Raw genomic sequence first — 17,629 nt, 5'->3', positions numbered from 1 at the left:
TCCCCCTGGTTGTCAGCCGCTGCTTGTGCGCCGTGGCTCGCGATAATTTCTTCTGATCACGTGGGGCCTGGGAGGGGCCTCCGGTACCGCGTCTGTCTTCCTGCCTTCCGAGAAAGCCACGCCATGCCCTATCAAAAAAACCGCCTGCCTGCGTTCACGGCCCTTGCGCTGTTGGCCGCCTCCGCTTGTTTTGCCTGCGCCCAGGCCGCCGTGCCCGCAGGCGCCGCCGCCGAGATCATCAGCCTGCAGGGGCAGGGCGACCAGCGCTCAGCCACCGCCGCCGACTGGGCCCCCGCCCGCCAGGCGCAGGCCCTGGCGGCGGGCGACTTTGTGCGCACACGCCAGGCCGCGCGGATGGGGGTGGTGTTTGCCGACGATACCCAGCTGCGCCTGCACCAGAACACCGTGCTACAGGTCAAGGCTGTGGCCACACCTGCCCAGCCGATCACCACCTTGATGCTTAGCGCGGGCCGGGCCTGGACGCAGACCAAGCGCGCCGACGGCAGCCGCCTGAACCTGGAGACCCCCGCCGCCACGGCGGCGATCCGCGGCACCGACTGGGACATCAGTGTGGAGGGTGATGGCCGCACACTGATCACGGTGCTCTCCGGCACGGTGGAGTTCGCCAACGCGCAGGGTCAGGTGTCCGTGGGCACCAACGAGGCGGCCATCGCTGAAGTGGGCAAGGCCCCCGTCAAGCTGGTGCTGAGCCAGCCGCGCGACCGCATCCAGTGGGTCAACGCGCTGCGCGCAGACCCGGTGCCGCACTTGGCCGCCGAGCCCTTGCCCGAAGCGCTGGTGCCCGTGCGCGCCGCTCTGGCGGTGCGCGATCTGCCGGGCGCTCGCGCCGCGCTGGCGCAAGCCCGTGGCAGCGTGCCCGCCCCATGGGGGGGCGCGCTGGATTCCGCCATCGCCCTGCAAGCGGGCGAGCTGGCAGCCGCGCGCGAGCAATTGGCCCGCCAGGTGGCGCAGCCGGCCGCACCGCTGGCGGTCTGGCTGATGCAATCCGACGTGCAATTGATGGAAGGCGAAGGCGCAGCGGCCATAGACACCCTGCGCGCCGCCCAGCAGCGCTGGCCGGTCCATCCTGCCCTGGTGGCCCAGTTGGCCCGTGCGCAGATGCTGGGCGACCGTGTTCAGGATGCTGCCGCCACGCTGGCTCCGGAGCACGGAGTTGCGCACGCAGAACTCGCACTGGTGCGCGCCGAGCTCGCCCGGCGTCAGGGGGATGCGCCCGCCGCGCTGGCCGCCTACACCGAGGCGTCGCAACTGGCCGCAGGCGATGCACGTGGCTGGCAGGGTTTGGGCAGCGCGCACGCTGAGCGCGAAGACCCTGGCCCAGCCCGTGAGAACCTGCGGCGGGCACTGGCCCTGGCACCACAGCAGCCCGGCACTTGGGGCGAGTTGGGCACGCTCGAAACCTTTGTGAACCAGTTCACCGAAGCAGAGACAGCCTTTGCCTCTGCATTGGGCGACAACCCGGCGGACTACGTGGCGCTCACGGGCCAGGGCCTGCTGCACCTCAAGCAGGGCCAGCCGCAGGCGGCGCTGGATGCCTTTTTGCGTGCGGGCGTGATGGAGCCCCGTTATGCACGCGCCAAAACCTGGATGGCCGTGGCCTACTACCAGTTGGGCCGCCACCAGGACGCACTGACGACCCTGCAACAGGCGAGCAGCCTGGACGACAAGGACCCGGTGCCCTACATGATGCTCGCGCAAATCCACACCGACCTGTTCCAGTCTGGCGAGGCGGTGGAGGCGGCCCGCGCCGCCGTGGTGCGCATGCCCTATCTCAAGTCGCTCAACCAGGTGGCCAATGATCAAAAGGGCAGCGCCAACCTGGGCGCATCGCTGGCTTTTTTTGGCATGGAGGACTGGGCGCTGGAGCTGGCGCAGCAGAGCTTCTACCCGTATTGGGGCGGCAGCCATTTGTTCCTGGCCGATCGTTACCCAGGGGAATTCAACAAGAACTCAGCGCTGTTTCAGGGCTTTCTGGCAGACCCCATGGCGTTTGGCGCGAGCCAGCGCTATTCGTCGTTGCTGCAGCAGCCTGGCGTGCATGGTTCGGTGGGCGTGACGCTGGACAACGATGTCTACCGCATGCGCGCGCCCGCCGTCACACTCAATGGCATGGACAACAGCCAAGTGCCCTTGTCGTGGTTCTTCAAGGCGCAGTCTGCCGACGCGCGCGCGTTTCCGTTTGATCTGCAGGTCAACGACCGGCCCGCCGTGGTGGCCGGCCAGGGCGAAGTGCGCGCGCGCGTGGTGACAGCGGGTGTGGGCATGCAGCCCACGGAGCGCATCAACCTGTTTGCCTATGCCAACCAGTTCGACATGCGCCTTCAAGGCCAAAACCTGTTCGGGTCCGAGACGCGCATGGACAGCAAGACCACGCAGGGTGCACTGGGCATGTCCTACCGCTGGGGCCCCACCGAGCAGACCTGGATCAAGCTGGGGCGCAGCATCGAAGACATCCTGCTGCAGGACTATCCCACTCTGTACCTGGCGCCGCCTTTTGTGACCGTGATGGGGGTAGGCAGTGCACCCAAGAAGCAGTTCAACGACCTGCAGTTGCGCCACACGGTGGACACCGCACCCGGCAGCCGCTGGAGCGTCGCCCTGGAGCATGTGCGTGAACGCCAAAACAACCTCATTGCGGGGCAGGCCGCCGTGGTGGCCGACCTGCCGGGGCTGGGTGCCTTTGGTGACTACCTCTTGGTGGACGGTTTCAACCATGTGGACCGCCGCTACACCGGCCTGACCCTGGCGACCACGCAGCGCCTGGATGCCGCGCTGAGCCTGGACGCCGCCTTGGGCCTGCACCAGATACGCCACCGCGTGGACGGCCTGACCCGGCACTACCTGGTGAACCTGGAGCAACTGGGCGAGGAGGCGACGCACCGCGCAGAGATGGAACGTGTGGTCACCCCACGTGTCGGCGCCGTGTGGCGGCCCGCGGCGGGCACCACGGTGCGCATGGCCTACCAGGACTGGCTGCGGCCATTGAGCGTCTCCACGCTTACCAGCGTGGAGACGGCGGGCATCCCGGTCGAAGACCGCCTGGTGGAAGCGGGCGGCCGCCACAAACGTACCGTGGCGCAACTGGGTATGGAGTTGGGCGAGAACACCTTTCTGAGCGTGCGCGCCGACCACCTGCGGGTGCGAAACCCAGGTACCGTGGGCGTGGACCTGCGCACGCCCAGCCTGCCGTTTCTGGAGGAAATGCGCAACGCCCAGTTGGTCAATCTGTCTTCCACCGACCTGCTGGAAGACACCCCCCGTTTCGACACGGGCACGCTCAAGACCCTGGCCGCAGGTGTCAACCACATGTTCAGCAGGCGCTGGTCGGGTTACGCCAAGTACCTCTACCAGGACAGCGAAAGCCGCAGCTTCGAAGCGGATGCGCCGGTGGGCCGCATCCCCTACATCCCGCGCCACACGGCCGTGCTGGGAGCCACCTGGGTCAGTCCGCAGCGTCTGTACCTGAGCGGGCGGGCGGTGTACCGGGCCGAGCGTTTTGAGGACAAGGAGAACCTCACGCGCATTGCTCCGGGCTGGGGGGTGGATCTGATGGGCTTCTGGGAGTCGCTGGACAAGCACTGGGTGGTGGGCGTGGCCGCGCTGAACCTGTGGGCGCCGAAGTCCGACCGCCGAAAGACCCGGTATGTCCTGGACGCCCGCTACCGCTTCTGACGCCGCGCCGCGCGCGGTGTGGCTCCGTCAGCCCTGGTGGCCCGTGGCGGCCTGCCTGCTGGCGCTGGCGCTGGTGGTGGCCGCCTCGTTCAGCCGTCCTTGGCACGCGCTGGAGTTCAAGACCTTTGACGTGTTCACGGCCCTCGCGGCGCCCAAGCGCTCGGCCTTGCCCGTGGTGATCCTGGCCATCGACGAGCCCAGTTTCCAGGCGCTGCAGCATGCCTGGCCCTTTCCGCGCAGCCTGCATGCGGCCTTGCTGGAGCGCCTGCACGCCGATGGTGCCGCCGCCGTGGGCCTGGACATCGTCTTTGCCGACCCCTCTGCCGAAGCCGAAGACGCGACCCTGGAGCGCGCCATTGCCCGCGCCGCGCCGGTGGTGCTGGCCTCCATGCGTGAGAAGGTTGACAGCCCCAGCGCTGCGCTGTGGATGGACGTGCTGCCACTGCGGCGGTTTGTGGATGTGGGGGCTGATGCGGGTGACGCGGGGGTGGAGCCCGATGACGACTTTGTGGTGCGGCGGCCTCCGGTGACGGATGCGGGCTTTGCGCGGCGGCTGGCCCAGCGGGCCGCCGAGGGGCTGGGCCGGGCGCAGCCTCTCCATGATTTCGACTGGATCGGCTACCGGGGTCCGCGTGGCAGCTTTGAGACGCACTCGTACTACCAGGCGCTGGAGCCCGGCATGCTGCCGGCGGGCTTCTTCAAGGACAAAATTGTGCTGGTGGGGCGGTCGGTGCGCACGGCGACCGAGATCACGCGCACACAGGGCGATCTGTTCAACTCGCCCTTCGGCACGGCGGGCGGCGACCGTCTGTTCCCTGGCGTGGAGCTGCAAGCCACGCTGGTGGAAAATTTCCTCACAGGCAGTGGCTTGCGCAGTGCGCCCGAGGGCTGGACGCTGGCGCTCACCGTGCTGCTGCTGCCGGTGCTGCTGTGGGCGGGGCGCGGGTTGCACCCGGCGGGTGCGGCTTCGCTCACGGTCGGGTTGGTGGTGGCGATGGGGGCGGTGTCGTGGTGGTTGTTTGCGCGCTATCGCATCTGGTGGCCGCCCCTGCTGCCTGCGGTGGGCGCGGTGGCCATGTACGGTGCGTCGGCGCTGGTGGCCTATGCACTGGTGCGCCAGCGGGCCCGCCAGACGCGCGCCATGCTCGCGCAGTACCTGCCGCCTGCCGTGGTCGGACGGCTGATCGCCCACCCCGAGCTCCTGCGCCTGGGTGGCGAGGCGCGCGAGGTCACGCTGATGTTCACTGACCTGGCCAACTTCACCACGCTGTCCGAACAGTTGAGCGCCGAGCAGACGGTGGAGGTGCTCACCGGCTATTTCAATGCCATGACGCCCATCGTGCATGCCACGGGCGGCACGGTGGACAAGTTCATCGGCGACGCCGTCATGGCCTTCTGGGGCGCACCGCTGGACGACCCTCAGCATGCTGAGCACGCTGCGGCCGCAGCCATCGCCATGCAGCAGGCCATGCAGACGCTGGTGGGCGACCTTGCCGCGCGCGGCCTGCCGCCGATCCGCATGCGCATCGGCCTGCACACCGGGCGGGTGGTGGTGGGCAACGTGGGGTCCGAACAGCGGTTTTCGTACACGGCGATTGGCGATGCGGTGAACCTCGCGGCCCGGCTGGAGGGCGCGAACAAGGCCTTTGGCACCGGTATCCTGCTGTCGGGGGCGACGGCGGCACAACTACCGGGCAGCGTTGCTCTGCGTGCTTTGGACGATGTGATCGTCAAGGGCAAGACCGAGCCTGTGCGCGTATTCACGCCCTGTGACGATGTGGTGGCGTGCCAGGCCAGCCAGGCCGCGCTCGACGCCTTTCATGCCCGGGATTGGGACGGCGCCATGCAGTCCCTGGCGGAGGTGCTGCGGTGTCTGCCCGGTGACCTGGCCGCGCTGCGCTTGCAGGAGCGCGTAGCCGTGGCGCGGGCTCTGCCGGAAGGGGCTGACTGGTCACCTGCCGTGGCCCTGGACAAGCTCTGAAGCGGCTTTGGGGCGGCATCAAAACCCGCCGATGCACAGGTTCTTACGGCAGGGTGCTCCAAAGGTGCGAGGATGGAGGCCTGGAACCCACTTCAAGGAGCACGACCATGCAAGTACAAGTCAACACCGACGACCACATCCACGGCGGCGAGTCGCTCGCGCAATGGATCACCGACGAATCCAAAAGCCGCCTGTCGCGGTTTCAGGACCACATCACGCGGCTGGAGGTGTTTCTGGCCGATCTGGATGCGGGCAAATCGGGCGCCAATGACAAGCGCTGCCGCATCGAGGCCCGCGTGACCGGCCGTCAGCCCGTCACCGTGACCGACGAGGCCGACAAGATGGCTGTGGCTTTCACCGGCGCGGTGGACAAGCTGGCGCGTGCACTCGACACCGACCTGGGCCGCGTGAAGGACCGCAATGGCCGCGATACCATCCGGGCTGCGTCCGAAGAGTGAGATTTGAATGAAATTGGCCTCTAGCGCTTGTTAATCAAGCGCTAGCAGCTATCAAATCAGGAGTATTTCAGAGATCCAGCACCAAGAGCGGGCTGCGTGCCCGCGAGCAGCAGGGCATGAACTGCTCGTTGCTGGCCTTCTCTTCGTCCGTCAGATACATGTCGCGGTGGTCTACCTCGCCCTCCAGCACGCGCGTGAGGCAGGTGCCACACACGCCTTGCTCGCACGATGTGAGGATGTCGATGCCCTGGTCGCGCAGCGCCTCTACCACCGACACGTCGGGCGCAATCGCATAGACCTTGCCGGTGCTGGCGATGCGCACCTCAAAGCCCTGGTCGCCCGAGGTGTCCTGCGCGGGGGCGCCAAAGTATTCCAGGTGGATATGGTCCTGCGCCCAGCCCAGGGCCTTGGCGGTGGCCACCACGTGGTCGATGAAGCCTGCCGGGCCACACACATACAGGCGCTTGCCGGGCCCAGGGGCTGCCAGCACGGCGGCCAGGTCGAGCTTTTGCTCGGGGGCGCCAGCGTCCACGTGAAACTGCGTGTGTAGCGCCATGGGCGATGCGGCGATCTCTTTGGCGAACGCGGTGCGCTCGGCCGAGCGGGTGCAGTAGTGCAGCGCAAAGTTGGCGCCGCTGCGCGCCAGCCGGTCGGCCATGCACAAAAGCGGTGTCACGCCAATGCCGCCTGCCAGCAGCAGTGTGCGCTCTGCCGGGTGCAGCGCAAAGTGGTTGCGGGGCGTGCTGATGGTGAGCACATCGCCCTCGTGCACGCTGTCGTGCATGGCCACCGAGCCGCCGCGCGAGGCCGCGTCGCGCAGCACGGCGATGCGGTAGCGGTGTGATTCGTGTGAGGCGTTGCACAGCGAATACTGGCGCACTAAGCCGCCTTCTTTGCCGCCGGGCAGGTGCACGTCGATGTGCGAGCCCGCGCTGAACGGTGGCAGTGCAGTGCCGTCCAACCGCGCCAGCTCGAAGCTGGCAATGCCCTCGGCCTCGATCTGTTTTTTGGTGACGCGGACCTGCAGCGTCTCCTGCGCGGTCATGCGGCCACCGCCTGCTGTGGCGCAGCGGCCCGCTCGGCCGCGAGGAAGCGGTCCAAAATCTTGCGCGACTGCACGCCGCCCGCGTCGATGTTGAGCATGAGCAGCTTGCGATCAGGGTAGCGGGTGAGGTTTTGTTGCTGCAGCTCCAGCATCTCCCGGTCTTCCGAAAAAATCTTGCCCTGGCCTTCGCGGATCTGCGTGGTGAGCGAAGGGTCTTGTGGCTTGAAGTGGCGCGCCATGCCCCAGAAGTAGTGGATGGAGGTTTCGGTCTCCGGCGTGATGAAGTCCACCACGATGCTCGATGCCTTTTTGTCCGCTGGCGCGTCGTAGCCGCCATGGCCCGCCAGTGCCACGCCCACCTCGATCAGCACATGGCTGGGCGGCGTGAAGTGGCAGATTTGCCAGCGGTCTACCGGCTGGTCGTCGGGCAGGCCGTTCATGCGCAGCGCCATCTTCCAGAAGGGCGGGGCTTCAATGCCTTCCATGAAGCGGCTGGTGATGACCTCGTCGCCTTCCACGCGGGTTTTGCAAGGCACCTCGTCGATCTCTTTTTGGCCGATGCTGGTGGCGTGCACGTAGGTCTCGTGCGTCAGGTCCATCAGGTTGTCGATCATCAGGCGGTAGTCGCAGGCAATGTGGTACAGCCCGCCGCCGTAGGCCCACTCCGGGTTGTCGGCCCAGGGCAGGTGGTGGATGGTGGCGGGGTCGGCCAGCGCGGCATCGCCGGGCCACACCCAGATGAAGCCGTAGCGCTCCACCACCGGAAAACTGCGCGCCTTGGGAAAGCCCTGCACGCGCTGGCCGGGCATGGACACCGACTTGCCCGTGCACTCCACGCGCAGGCCGTGGTAGCCACATTGCAGGTGGCCTTCGCACACCGAGCCCAGCGACAGCGGGGCCCCTCGGTGGGGGCAGAAGTCGTCGAGTGCGGCGACCTGGTCGGGTGCGGGGCGGTAGAAAACGATCTTCTCGCCGCAAACGGTGCGGCCCAGGGGCTTGTCGGCAATCTCGTCGGGGGTGCAGGCTACGTACCAGGCATTTTTGGGGAACATGCTTGTCTCTCTCCGTGGGGTGGATGGGTCGTCGCAGGCTTGGTATACAGCCAGCCGGCAGATCGCGAATATTCTGGGTCGATTGTGCAAAAAATCGATTTTTATGTATACATAAAAATCCCGTAAAGCAGTTATCGCACTTTGATATGGGACTTAAGTGCTTGTTTTTTATGAGTGCGAAAAATTGTGGGGTGGATGTTGAATGCGTTTATGTATACATTCTGGGTAAAGCGCGCTGCGCCTTGCAGCCCCTTCCACATCCTTCTTTATCCAGTTCGCTGCCCGCCCCATGAAACACCCCGAACCCCAGGCCATGGCCTCCATTGGCGAGGCGGCTGAAGCCGGTGCCTCGCAGGCGGTCAAGGCGCAGTTGCGGCTGCGCGAAATGATCCTGGCGGGCCAACTGCCCGGCGGCGCGCGCATTGCCGAGCTGACGCTGGTCGAAAAGCTCGGCGTGTCGCGCACGCCCATCCGCGCGGCGCTGATGCGGCTGGAGCAAGAGGGCCTGTTGCACCGGCTGCCCGGCGGGGGCTACGCGGTGCGCACGTTTTCCGAGACCGATGTGGCCGACGCCATTGAGCTGCGCGGCACCATGGAAGGCTTGGCCGCACGCCTGGCGGCCGAGCGCGGCGTGGACGCCGCCGTGCTGGCTGACGCCCATGCCTGCCTGGACGCCATCGACGCCACCCTGGCCCCGCCCACGCTGGATGACGAGGGCTTCTCGCGTTATGTGGAGCTCAACGCGCGCTTTCATCTGCTGCTCAGCCGCATGGTGGGCAGCGACGTGGTGGCGCGCGAGCTGGACCGGGTCAAGGGCCTGCCGTTTGCATCGCCCTCGGCCTTTGTAGTGGTGCAGACGCATTCATCGCAGGCGCGCGACATGCTGGTGGTGGCGCAAGACCAGCACCGCCAGGCGCTCGACGCCATCGAGCGGCGCGAAGGCGCGCGGGCCGAGGCCATCATGCGCGAGCACTCGCGCATCACCCGGCGCAACCTGCTGGCGGCGGTGCAAGCCTCTGCAGTGCAGGGGCTGCCCGGCGTGGGGCTGATCCGCGAGCGGGCCTGAGGGGCTTTTCCGAAGGGTTGGGTTATGTCATTTGGCTATACCTGAATGCTTGAATTTCTGCTTGTGAAATAACGCAGCCCACGCCACACTGCGGCCAGCATTTTTCTGTATACAGCGACATTTCACAGGAGACATCGATGAAAAAACGCCACATTCTTCGTGCCTCGGCTGCTGCCGCCGTGGTGTTGTCCACCGGCTTGGCCGCGCTGCCTGCCATGGCGCAGGACAACGTGTTCAAGATTGGCCTGATCCTGCCCATGACGGGCCAGCAGGCCACCACCGGCCGCCAGATCGAAGCCGCCGCGCGCCTCTATATGGCGCAGAACGGCGACACCGTGGCGGGCAAGAAGGTGCAGCTCATCATCAAGGACGACACCAGCCTGCCTGACGTGACGCGCCGCCTGGCCCAAGAACTGGTGGTGAACGAAAAGGTGAACGTGCTGGCTGGCATGGGCATCACGCCGTCGGCCATGGCCACGGCGCCGCTGGCCACGCAGGCCAAGACTCCACTGGTGGTCATGGCTGCCGCTACATCGAGCATCACCGAGGCATCGCCTTATGTGGTGCGCAGCAGCTTCACGCTGCCGCAAGTGTCTGTGGCTCTGGCCGACTGGGCACCCAAGAACGGCATCAAGAAAGTGGTCACGCTGGTGAGCGACTACGGCCCCGGCATCGACGCCGAGAAGTATTTCAACCAGCGCCTCACCTTCAACGGCGGCCAGGTGACCGAGGCCCTGCGCGTGCCGCTGCGCAACCCCGACTTCGCCCCCTTCCTGCAAAAAGTGCGCGATGCCAAGCCCGATGCGCTGTTCGTTTTCGTGCCCTCGGGTGCGGGCGCTGCGGTGATGAAGCAGTTCCTGGAGCGCGGCATGGACAAGGCCGGTATCAAGCTGATTGCCACCGGCGACGTGACCGATGACGACCAGCTCAACGACATGGGTGATGGCGCCCTGGGCGTGGTCACCTCGCACCACTACTCGGCTGCACACCCCTCGGCGCTGAACAAGAAGTTTGTCGAAGCCTTCGAGAAGGCCAACAAAGGCTTGCGCCCCAACTTCATGGCCGTGGGTGGTTATGACGGCATGCGCGTGATCTATGAAGCGCTCAAAACCACCAAGGGCGCGGGCGGTGGCGATGCGCTGCTGGCCGCCATGAAGGGCCAGGTCTTCGAGAGCCCGCGCGGCCCGGTGTTCATCGACGCGCAGACCCGCGACATCGTGCAGAACGTATACCTGCGCAAGGTGGAGCGTGTGAACGGCCAGCTTTACAACGTGGAGTTCGACGTGATCAAGGACGTCAAGGACCCCGGAAAAACCAAGTAACTCCCTGAGCCGTAACCCGCTCGGTGTGTCCGCCGGATGCGGCCACCCTTTGTTGCCGCCCGAGCGGCGGGGCGGCCATTGCCTGGGGCGGGCCAGTATTTGCGGGCGGTGTTCTCTCTTGATCCGTTCGGGCTGAGCCTGTCGAAGCCGGGCCTGGCTCGTTGAGCCGATAGCCTTTTCTGTTCGCGGCACCTCCACGGCCTCAGTGCGATGGCTCATTTTTTGTCTTCATTGAAGTGATTTCATGCTGACCATTCTTTTTGACGGCGTTGCCTACGGCATGCTGCTGTTCATTCTGGCGGTGGGGCTGGCCGTGACCATGGGGCTGATGAACTTCATCAACCTGGCGCACGGCGCTTTTGCCATGGCGGGCGGGTACATCACCGTGCTGCTCATGCAGCGCCTGGATGTGCCTTTCCTCGTCTGCCTGCCGCTGGCCTTTGTGGGCACGGCCTTGCTGGGCGGGGTGCTGGAGCGCACGCTGTACCGCCCGCTCTACAACAAGCCCCATCTGGACCAGGTGCTGTTTTCCATCGGCCTCGTGTTCATGGCCGTGGCCAGCGTGGACTACTTCGTGGGCTCTACGCAGCAGATCATGCAGTTGCCAGAGTGGCTCAAGGGCCGCACCGAAATCGGTAGCGGCGCCTTGATGCTGGGCATGGGCCACTACCGGCTGTTCATCATTGCGGTGTGCGCGGCGCTCACCGTGGGCCTGCAGTACGTGCTCACCAAAACCCGCTTCGGCAGCCGCCTGCGCGCCAGCGTGGACGACCAGCGCGTGGCTGCGGGCATGGGCATCAATGTGAACATCGTGTTCCTGTCCACCTTCGCGTTCGGATCGGGACTGGCCGGGCTGGGCGGTGCGCTCGGTGCTGAAGTGCTGGGGCTCGACCCGAGTTTTCCGCTCAAGTTCATGATCTACTTTTTGATCGTGGTGGCCGTGGGCGGCACCTCGTCCATCACCGGCCCGCTGCTGGCCGCACTGCTGCTCGGCATTGCCGACGTGGCTGGCAAGTACTACATCCCCAAGCTGGGCGCTTTCATTGTGTACAGCCTCATGATCCTGATCCTCATCTGGCGCCCACAAGGCCTCTTTGTGCGCAAGGGGGGCAAATGATGACCTCGCAGAACGCACTGTTGCAGGCCCGCCGTTTCCGCTGGTGGGAGCCCGTGCTGTGGCTGCTGGCCTTCGTGGCGCCGCTGGCGCTGCCCAGCCATGCACTCATCATCAACGAGATCGCCATCGTCGCGCTGTTTGCCCTGTCGCTGGATTTGATCCTGGGCTACACCGGCATCGTCTCGCTGGGCCATGCGGCCTTCTTTGGCCTGGGCGGCTATGCGGCGGCGCTGTTTGCCAAGCATGTAATGCCCGACCCGCTGGTGGGCCTGGTGGTGGGCATTGCCGCCGCCACGGTGCTGGGGGCAGTGGCATCGCTCACCATCATGCGCGGCACCGACCTCACGCGCCTCATGGTCACGCTGGGCGTGGGCCTTGTGATGCTGGAGCTGGCCAACAAGCTCGACTGGTTGACCGGCGGCGCCGACGGCCTGCAGGGTGTGGTGATGGGCCCCGTGCTCGGCAAATTCGAGTTCGATCTGTATGGCCGCACGGCCGCCTGGTACTCGCTCACCGTGCTGTTCGTTTTCTTCCTGCTCGCGCGGCGCATCGTGCAATCGCCCTTTGGCGCCATGCTCAAAGCCATTCGCGACAACCGGCTGCGCGCCATGGCCATCGGCATCCCTGTCACGGCCAAGCTGGCGCAGGTGTACACGCTGGCCGCTGCGCTGGCGGGTGCTGCGGGCGCGTTGCTCACGCAGACCACGGGCTTTGCGTCGCTCGATCTGTTCGAGTTCCACCGCTCGGCCGATGTGATGCTGATCCTGGTGATCGGCGGCGTGGGCTGGCTCTATGGCGGCATTCTGGGCGCCATCGGCTTCAAGCTGCTGCAGGACGTGATCTCGTCCGTCACGCCGCAGTACTGGACATTCTGGATCGGCCTGTTCCTCGTGGTGCTGGTGCTGGTGGGGCGTGACCGCCTGTTCCGCCCCTGGACCTGGTTCGGGAGGAAAACATGAACACCGACAACACCACTGTGCTCTCCGCGCAGGGCCTGGTCATGCGTTTTGGCGGCATCACCGCCACCAACAACGTCACGCTCAACCTGAAAAAAGGTGCGCGCCACGCGCTCATAGGGCCCAATGGCGCGGGCAAAACCACACTCATCAACCTGCTGACCGGCGTGCTGGAGCCCACCGAAGGTTCCATCATCCTCGAAGGCCGGGACATCACGCGCCTGGCGCCGCACCAGCGCGTGCAGCGCGGCATGGTGCGCACCTTCCAGATCAACCAGTTGTTCGACACCCTCACGCCGCTGGAGACGCTGGCGCTCACCGTGTCGCAGCACCAAGGTCTGGGCGGTAAATGGTGGCAGCCGTTGGGCGCGCGCCGCGCCGTCACCGAGCGCTGCGAGCAACTGCTGGAGCAGTTCCACCTGACCTCGGTGATGGCCGAGGAAACGCGCGTGCTGGCCTACGGAAAGCGCCGCCTGCTCGAGATCGCCATCGCCCTGGCCTGCGAGCCGCGCGTGTTGCTGCTCGACGAGCCCGTGGCTGGCGTGCCTGCAGGCGAGCGCGAGGAACTGCTGCAGACCGTGGCGGCATTGCCCGCCGACGTGTCGGTGCTTTTGATCGAACACGATATGGACCTGGTTTTCAGCTTCGCCAACCGCATGACGGTGCTGGTCAACGGCACGGTGCTTACCGAGGGCGACCCCGACACCATCGCCAACGACCCGAGGGTCAAGGCGGTGTACCTGGGCCATGGGGAGAACGCCCATGTCTAAAACCGAATTGCTGTGCATTGAAGGCCTGAGCGCGGGCTACGGCGAGGCCGTGGTGCTTCAGGGCATCTCGCTGGCGCTGCCCGAAGGCGACACACTGGCCTTGCTGGGCCGCAACGGCACGGGCAAGACCACGCTCATCAACACCCTGGCCGGGGCCACGCGCCAGCATGCGGGCACCGTGAGTTTGGGCGGTGTGGCTCTGCACAAACTGCCGTCGCATGAGCGCGCTGCTGCGGGCATTGGCTGGGTGCCGCAAGAGCGCAACATCTTCAAGTCGCTGACCGTACACGAGAACCTCACGGCCGTGGCGCGCCCCGGCCGCAAGGGCTCCGCCGCACGGCCCTGGACGCCAGAGCGGGTGTATGAGATGTTTCCGCGCCTGGCCGAGCGCAAGACCAACCTGGGCACGCAACTGTCTGGCGGCGAGCAGCAGATGTTGGCCGTGGGTCGCGCGCTGGTGCTCAACCCACGCCTGCTGCTGCTCGACGAACCGCTCGAAGGCCTGGCGCCCATCATCGTGGAAGAGCTGCTGCGCGCCATCCGCCGCATCACGCGCGAAGAGGGCCTGTCGGCCATCATCGTGGAGCAGCATCCGCAGGCCATTCTGGCCATCTCCGACCGTGCCGCCGTGCTGGACCGGGGCACGGTGGTGCACACCGGCACGGCCGCCGAGCTGAGCGCGCAGCCCGAGCTGCTCGACCGCCTGCTGGGTGTGGCCCGATAAGCCGAGCCACGCCATACGATGCCAACGGCCATGAATATTGCGCACATCGGTCTCGTCGGTTACGGCGAGGTGGGCAAGATATTCAGCGCGGGCCTCCAGGGTCGGCCGGGCGTGGCGTCCGTCGCTGCCTGGGACCTGAAGTTTGCCAACCTGGCGCAGCGCGATGCGCAACGACAGCACGCTGCGCAAGCGGGCGTGGTGGCGGTGGATTCGATGCGTGCGCTGTGCGAGCGCTGCGACTGCATCATCTCGGCCGTTACCGCATCCAGCACGCTGGCCGTGGCGCAAGAGGCCGCGCAGCACATCCGCGCAGGCACCGTGTTCCTGGACCTCAACTCCGCCTCGCCCGGCACCAAGCAGCAAGCGGCAGCACTCATCGAAGCGCAGGGCGCGCACTATGTGGAGGCGGGCGTGATGACCTCGGTGCCGCCCTACGGCATCCGCGTGCCCATGCTGCTGGGTGGCCCCCAGGCCGCAGCGCTGGCGGCCGTGTTGGCGGGATGGGGCATGGATGCCAAGCCGGTGAGTGAGCAACTGGGCGTGGCCAGCGCCATCAAGATGTGCCGCAGCATCATGATCAAGGGGTTGGAGGCGCTGGTGATCGAGAGCTACGCCACGGCCCGCCACTACGGTGTGGAAGACCATGTGCTGCCCACGTTGGTCGAAACTTTTCCCTCCATCGACTGGCAAAAACAAGGCAGCTACTTCTTCAGCCGCGTGGTGCAACACGGTCAGCGCCGCGCTGAAGAGATGCGCGAGTCGGCCCACACGGTGGACGAGGCGGGCATGGCACCGCTGATGGCATCGGCCATTGCCGCCAAGCAGCAGTGGGTGGCCGATCTGGCGCGCGAGGGCGTCTTTCAAGGGCTGCCCAAGGACGCGCCGTGGCAGGACTATGCGGATCGGCTGCTGGGTAGCGTGCCTACCAATTCCATCAAGGGTTGATGTTGCAGCGGCCTGTTCCTTTTCACCCTGCAACCACCCCCTACCGTTCAGGCTGAGCTTGTCGAAGCGCTGCGTGAGGCTTCGACCCTTCGACAAAGCTCAGGACAGGCAAGCTCAGCCTGAACGGTTGATGGAAAGCGGGCCGGCCTGATGCCTCAAGTGGGGCTTTCATACAGCGCTTGCAGCGTGCTGCGAATCAACTCCGCCATCGCCTGCTGTGTGAGCGTGGCCGGGCGCTGCGAGCTGACCGCCATGAAGAGCTTGCTGCGCAGGCGGGCGCCGTCTTCTTCTCCCTCGCCATCGCTGCTGGCGACGTGAATGGGCCGGGTGCTGAACGCCTCCGGATTGCCCGAGGTGGTGACCGCGTTCATGGGCAGCACGGCGCAGCCTGCGCCATCAGCCACCAGGTCGAGAATGGCGGCCACGCCGTCGATCTCCAGGCTGATCTGCGGGTGTTTGCCGCGCGCGGCCAGCTCCGACTCCACCAGCATGCGAATGGCGTTGGGGCGGGTGGGGATGACCAGTGGAAAGCGCGGCAGATCATGAAGCGGCAGCGCCGCCTGGGCCTGCGCATCGGTCCCGGTGGATTCACCGCTGCTGCTGCGGCGCTGCACCAGGAACAGGTCTTCCTCCAGCAGCGCCGTGGTCTCGATGCCGGGCGCGGGCGTGGTGTTGTAGAGCAGGGCGATGTCGAGCAGGCCGGTGGTGAGCGACTCGCGCATGGCCACCGTGAGGCCCTCGCTGATGGCCAGCGCCGCGTCGGGCATCTTCACGCGGAAGGCGCGCGTCAGCGGCACCGTCAGCACCTTGGCAATGCTGGGCGGCAGGCCAATCGCCACACGCCCGGCCAGGGCGCCGCGCACACGGCCCAGCTCCTCGCGGGCGCGCTCCACCTGGTGCAGGATGCCGCGCCCATGCTCCAGCAGCAGCTTGCCTGCCTCGGTGGGCGTGGCACCCCGGCCATTGCGCACCAGCAGGTTCTGGCGCAGCTCCACCTCCAGCAGGCGCACCTGGCGGCTCAGCGCGGGCTGGGCAATGTCCAGCACCACCGAGGCGCGGGTGAAGCTGCCCAGCTCGGCCACCCGCACAAAGTATTCGATCTGCTTGAGGTCCATAGGTAAGGCTCTGCTATTTGCAATAGCTGTAGGTCAACGATCACGGAATGATATATCTGGTAGTGGCGGTGCCGCCTTCATGTTTGGGCCGCTGCTGCCCACAATCGAAGGGATGTATACAACCGCTTGTACCGCCTGGGCCACCCATGTTGTGACTGGGAGCAGGCCATGACGCAGCCCTTGGTTCGCGGCATTTCCTCCATGGCCACACGCCAGGTGCTGGCCGACTTGGTGGCGGGGTTTTCGCAGAAGTCGGGCATTCAGGCGGCCATTGAATCGGTGGGCGGTGTAGATGCCGCCAAGCGCGTGCAAGCAGGCGAGGTCTTCGACGTGGTCATCCTCGCGTCCGACGCTATCGGCAAGCTGTTGGCAGCAGGCCACCTGCTGCCGGGCAGCAAGGTGGACTGGGTGCACTCCGGCGTAGCCCTGGCGGTGCCTGCGGGTGCGCCGCTGCCCGACATTGGCTCGGAAGACGCCGTGCGCCGGGCCGTGCGGGAGGCGCGCAGCATCAGCGTCTCCACCGGGCCCAGCGGCGTGGCCCTGCTCCAACTGTTCGAGCGCTGGGGCATTGCGGGCGAGATCGCCAGCCGAATGGTGCAGGCGCCCCCCGGCGTGCCCGTGGGCTCGCTGGTGGCCAAAGGCGAAGTGGCGTTGGGCTTTCAACAATTGAGCGAGCTGTTGCATGTGCCGGGCATCGCCATCGTCGGCCCGCTGCCGCCCGCCATCCAGATCACCACCACGTTTTCTGCAGGCATCGGCGCGCAGTCGCAGCAGATGGATGCGGCGCGTGCGCTGTTGGCCTACATGGCATCGCCGCAGGCCGCTGATGCCAAGCGAAAACAGGGCATGGAGCCCGCCTAGAACATCGACAGGAGAACACCGAATGAGCCTCATCATCGACTGCCACGGCCACTACACCACGGCCCCCAAAGCGCTGGAGAACTGGCGCAATGCACAGATCGCCGGCATCAAAGACCCGGCGGCCATGCCCAAAGTGGCCGATCTGCACATCAGCGACGACGAGCTGCGCGAGTCCATCGAGACCAACCAGCTGCGCCTGATGAAGGAGCGCGGCAGCGACATCACGCTGTTCAGCCCGCGCGCGAGTTTCATGGCCCACCACATCGGCGACTTCAATGTGTCGAGCACCTGGGCGGCTATTTGCAATGCGCTGTGCTACCGCGTGTCCACGTTGTTCCCCGACCACTTCGTGCCCGTGGCCATGCTGCCGCAGTCGCCCGGTGTCGATCCGGCCACCTGCATCCCAGAGCTGGAAAAGTGCGTCAAGGAATACGGCGCCGTGGGTATCAACCTGAACCCCGATCCCTCGGGCGGCCACTGGACCAGCCCGCCGCTGACCGACCGCCACTGGTACCCCATCTACG

General features: G+C 66.2%; 15 protein-coding genes. 12 read left to right on the top strand and 3 right to left on the bottom strand.

Annotation, left to right across the window (positions count from 1 at the left end):
• Positions 1-123: 123 nt before the first annotated feature.
• From Q0105_RS08860 to Q0105_RS08850, 3 genes are all read left to right on the top strand, one after another.
• On the top strand, positions 124-3,693 hold the full coding sequence (locus tag Q0105_RS08860) for a TonB-dependent receptor (RefSeq protein ID WP_298210880.1): 3,570 nt from the start codon (positions 124-126) through the stop codon (positions 3,691-3,693).
• Positions 3,665-5,674 carry an adenylate/guanylate cyclase domain-containing protein gene (locus Q0105_RS08855; RefSeq protein WP_298210878.1) on the top strand — a complete coding sequence of 670 codons (2,010 nt, stop codon included), beginning with the start codon at positions 3,665-3,667 and terminating at the stop codon, positions 5,672-5,674. The genes Q0105_RS08860 and Q0105_RS08855 overlap by 29 nt, the downstream gene beginning before the upstream one ends.
• Before the next feature lie 107 nt (positions 5,675-5,781).
• Positions 5,782-6,132: an HPF/RaiA family ribosome-associated protein gene (locus Q0105_RS08850; RefSeq protein ID WP_298210876.1), complete on the top strand. Its 351-nt coding sequence runs from the start codon at positions 5,782-5,784 to the stop codon at positions 6,130-6,132.
• Between the two features lie 67 nt (positions 6,133-6,199).
• On the opposite strand, the gene Q0105_RS08845 is transcribed toward Q0105_RS08850, so the two are convergent.
• The gene (locus tag Q0105_RS08845; RefSeq protein ID WP_298210874.1) at positions 6,200-7,177 is read right to left on the bottom strand and encodes a PDR/VanB family oxidoreductase; all 978 of its coding nucleotides are present in this window, start codon (positions 7,175-7,177) and stop codon (positions 6,200-6,202) included.
• Complete coding sequence (locus Q0105_RS08840) at positions 7,174-8,229, bottom strand: aromatic ring-hydroxylating dioxygenase subunit alpha (protein WP_298210872.1); 1,056 nt, start codon at positions 8,227-8,229, stop codon at positions 7,174-7,176. Before Q0105_RS08840 ends, Q0105_RS08845 begins: the two co-directional genes overlap by 4 nt.
• 289 nt (positions 8,230-8,518) lie before the next feature.
• Here Q0105_RS08840 and Q0105_RS08835 point away from each other — a divergent pair, with 289 nt between their 5' ends.
• The 7 genes from Q0105_RS08835 (at position 8,519) to Q0105_RS08805 (ending at position 15,129) form a co-directional block, all read left to right on the top strand.
• Positions 8,519-9,295 carry a GntR family transcriptional regulator gene (locus tag Q0105_RS08835; protein WP_298210870.1) on the top strand — a complete coding sequence of 259 codons (777 nt, stop codon included), beginning with the start codon at positions 8,519-8,521 and terminating at the stop codon, positions 9,293-9,295.
• A 137-nt stretch (positions 9,296-9,432) separates the two neighbouring features.
• Complete coding sequence (locus tag Q0105_RS08830) at positions 9,433-10,617, top strand: ABC transporter substrate-binding protein (RefSeq protein WP_298210868.1); 1,185 nt, start codon at positions 9,433-9,435, stop codon at positions 10,615-10,617.
• Between the two features lie 244 nt (positions 10,618-10,861).
• Complete coding sequence (locus Q0105_RS08825; RefSeq protein WP_298210866.1) at positions 10,862-11,734, top strand: branched-chain amino acid ABC transporter permease; 873 nt, start codon at positions 10,862-10,864, stop codon at positions 11,732-11,734.
• Positions 11,731-12,693 carry a branched-chain amino acid ABC transporter permease gene (locus tag Q0105_RS08820; RefSeq protein ID WP_298210864.1) on the top strand — a complete coding sequence of 321 codons (963 nt, stop codon included), beginning with the start codon at positions 11,731-11,733 and terminating at the stop codon, positions 12,691-12,693. The genes Q0105_RS08825 and Q0105_RS08820 overlap by 4 nt, the downstream gene beginning before the upstream one ends.
• On the top strand, positions 12,690-13,460 hold the full coding sequence (locus tag Q0105_RS08815; protein ID WP_298210862.1) for an ABC transporter ATP-binding protein: 771 nt from the start codon (positions 12,690-12,692) through the stop codon (positions 13,458-13,460). The genes Q0105_RS08820 and Q0105_RS08815 overlap by 4 nt, the downstream gene beginning before the upstream one ends.
• Complete coding sequence (locus tag Q0105_RS08810) at positions 13,453-14,184, top strand: ABC transporter ATP-binding protein (protein ID WP_298210860.1); 732 nt, start codon at positions 13,453-13,455, stop codon at positions 14,182-14,184. Before Q0105_RS08815 ends, Q0105_RS08810 begins: the two co-directional genes overlap by 8 nt.
• Positions 14,185-14,214: 30 nt before the next feature.
• Entirely contained in the window at positions 14,215-15,129 is a 915-nt protein-coding gene (locus Q0105_RS08805) for an NAD(P)-dependent oxidoreductase (protein ID WP_298210858.1), read from the top strand.
• Positions 15,130-15,284: 155 nt separating this feature from the next.
• On the opposite strand, the gene Q0105_RS08800 is transcribed toward Q0105_RS08805, so the two are convergent.
• Positions 15,285-16,244 carry a LysR substrate-binding domain-containing protein gene (locus Q0105_RS08800; protein ID WP_298210856.1) on the bottom strand — a complete coding sequence of 320 codons (960 nt, stop codon included), beginning with the start codon at positions 16,242-16,244 and terminating at the stop codon, positions 15,285-15,287.
• A 168-nt stretch (positions 16,245-16,412) separates the two neighbouring features.
• On the opposite strand from Q0105_RS08800, the gene Q0105_RS08795 reads away from it, so the two are divergent.
• Together Q0105_RS08795 and Q0105_RS08790 are read left to right on the top strand one after the other, a co-directional pair.
• Entirely contained in the window at positions 16,413-17,105 is a 693-nt protein-coding gene (locus tag Q0105_RS08795; protein WP_298210854.1) for a substrate-binding domain-containing protein, read from the top strand.
• Between the two features lie 22 nt (positions 17,106-17,127).
• The coding region (locus tag Q0105_RS08790; protein ID WP_298210852.1) for an amidohydrolase family protein at positions 17,128-17,629 on the top strand (502 nt) is incomplete at its 3' end.

It is taken from the genome of Acidovorax sp. (assembly GCF_027492855.1).
Taxonomy (GTDB): domain Bacteria; phylum Pseudomonadota; class Gammaproteobacteria; order Burkholderiales; family Burkholderiaceae_C; genus Acidovorax.
This window is presented reverse-complemented; position numbering and strand designations above follow the sequence as displayed.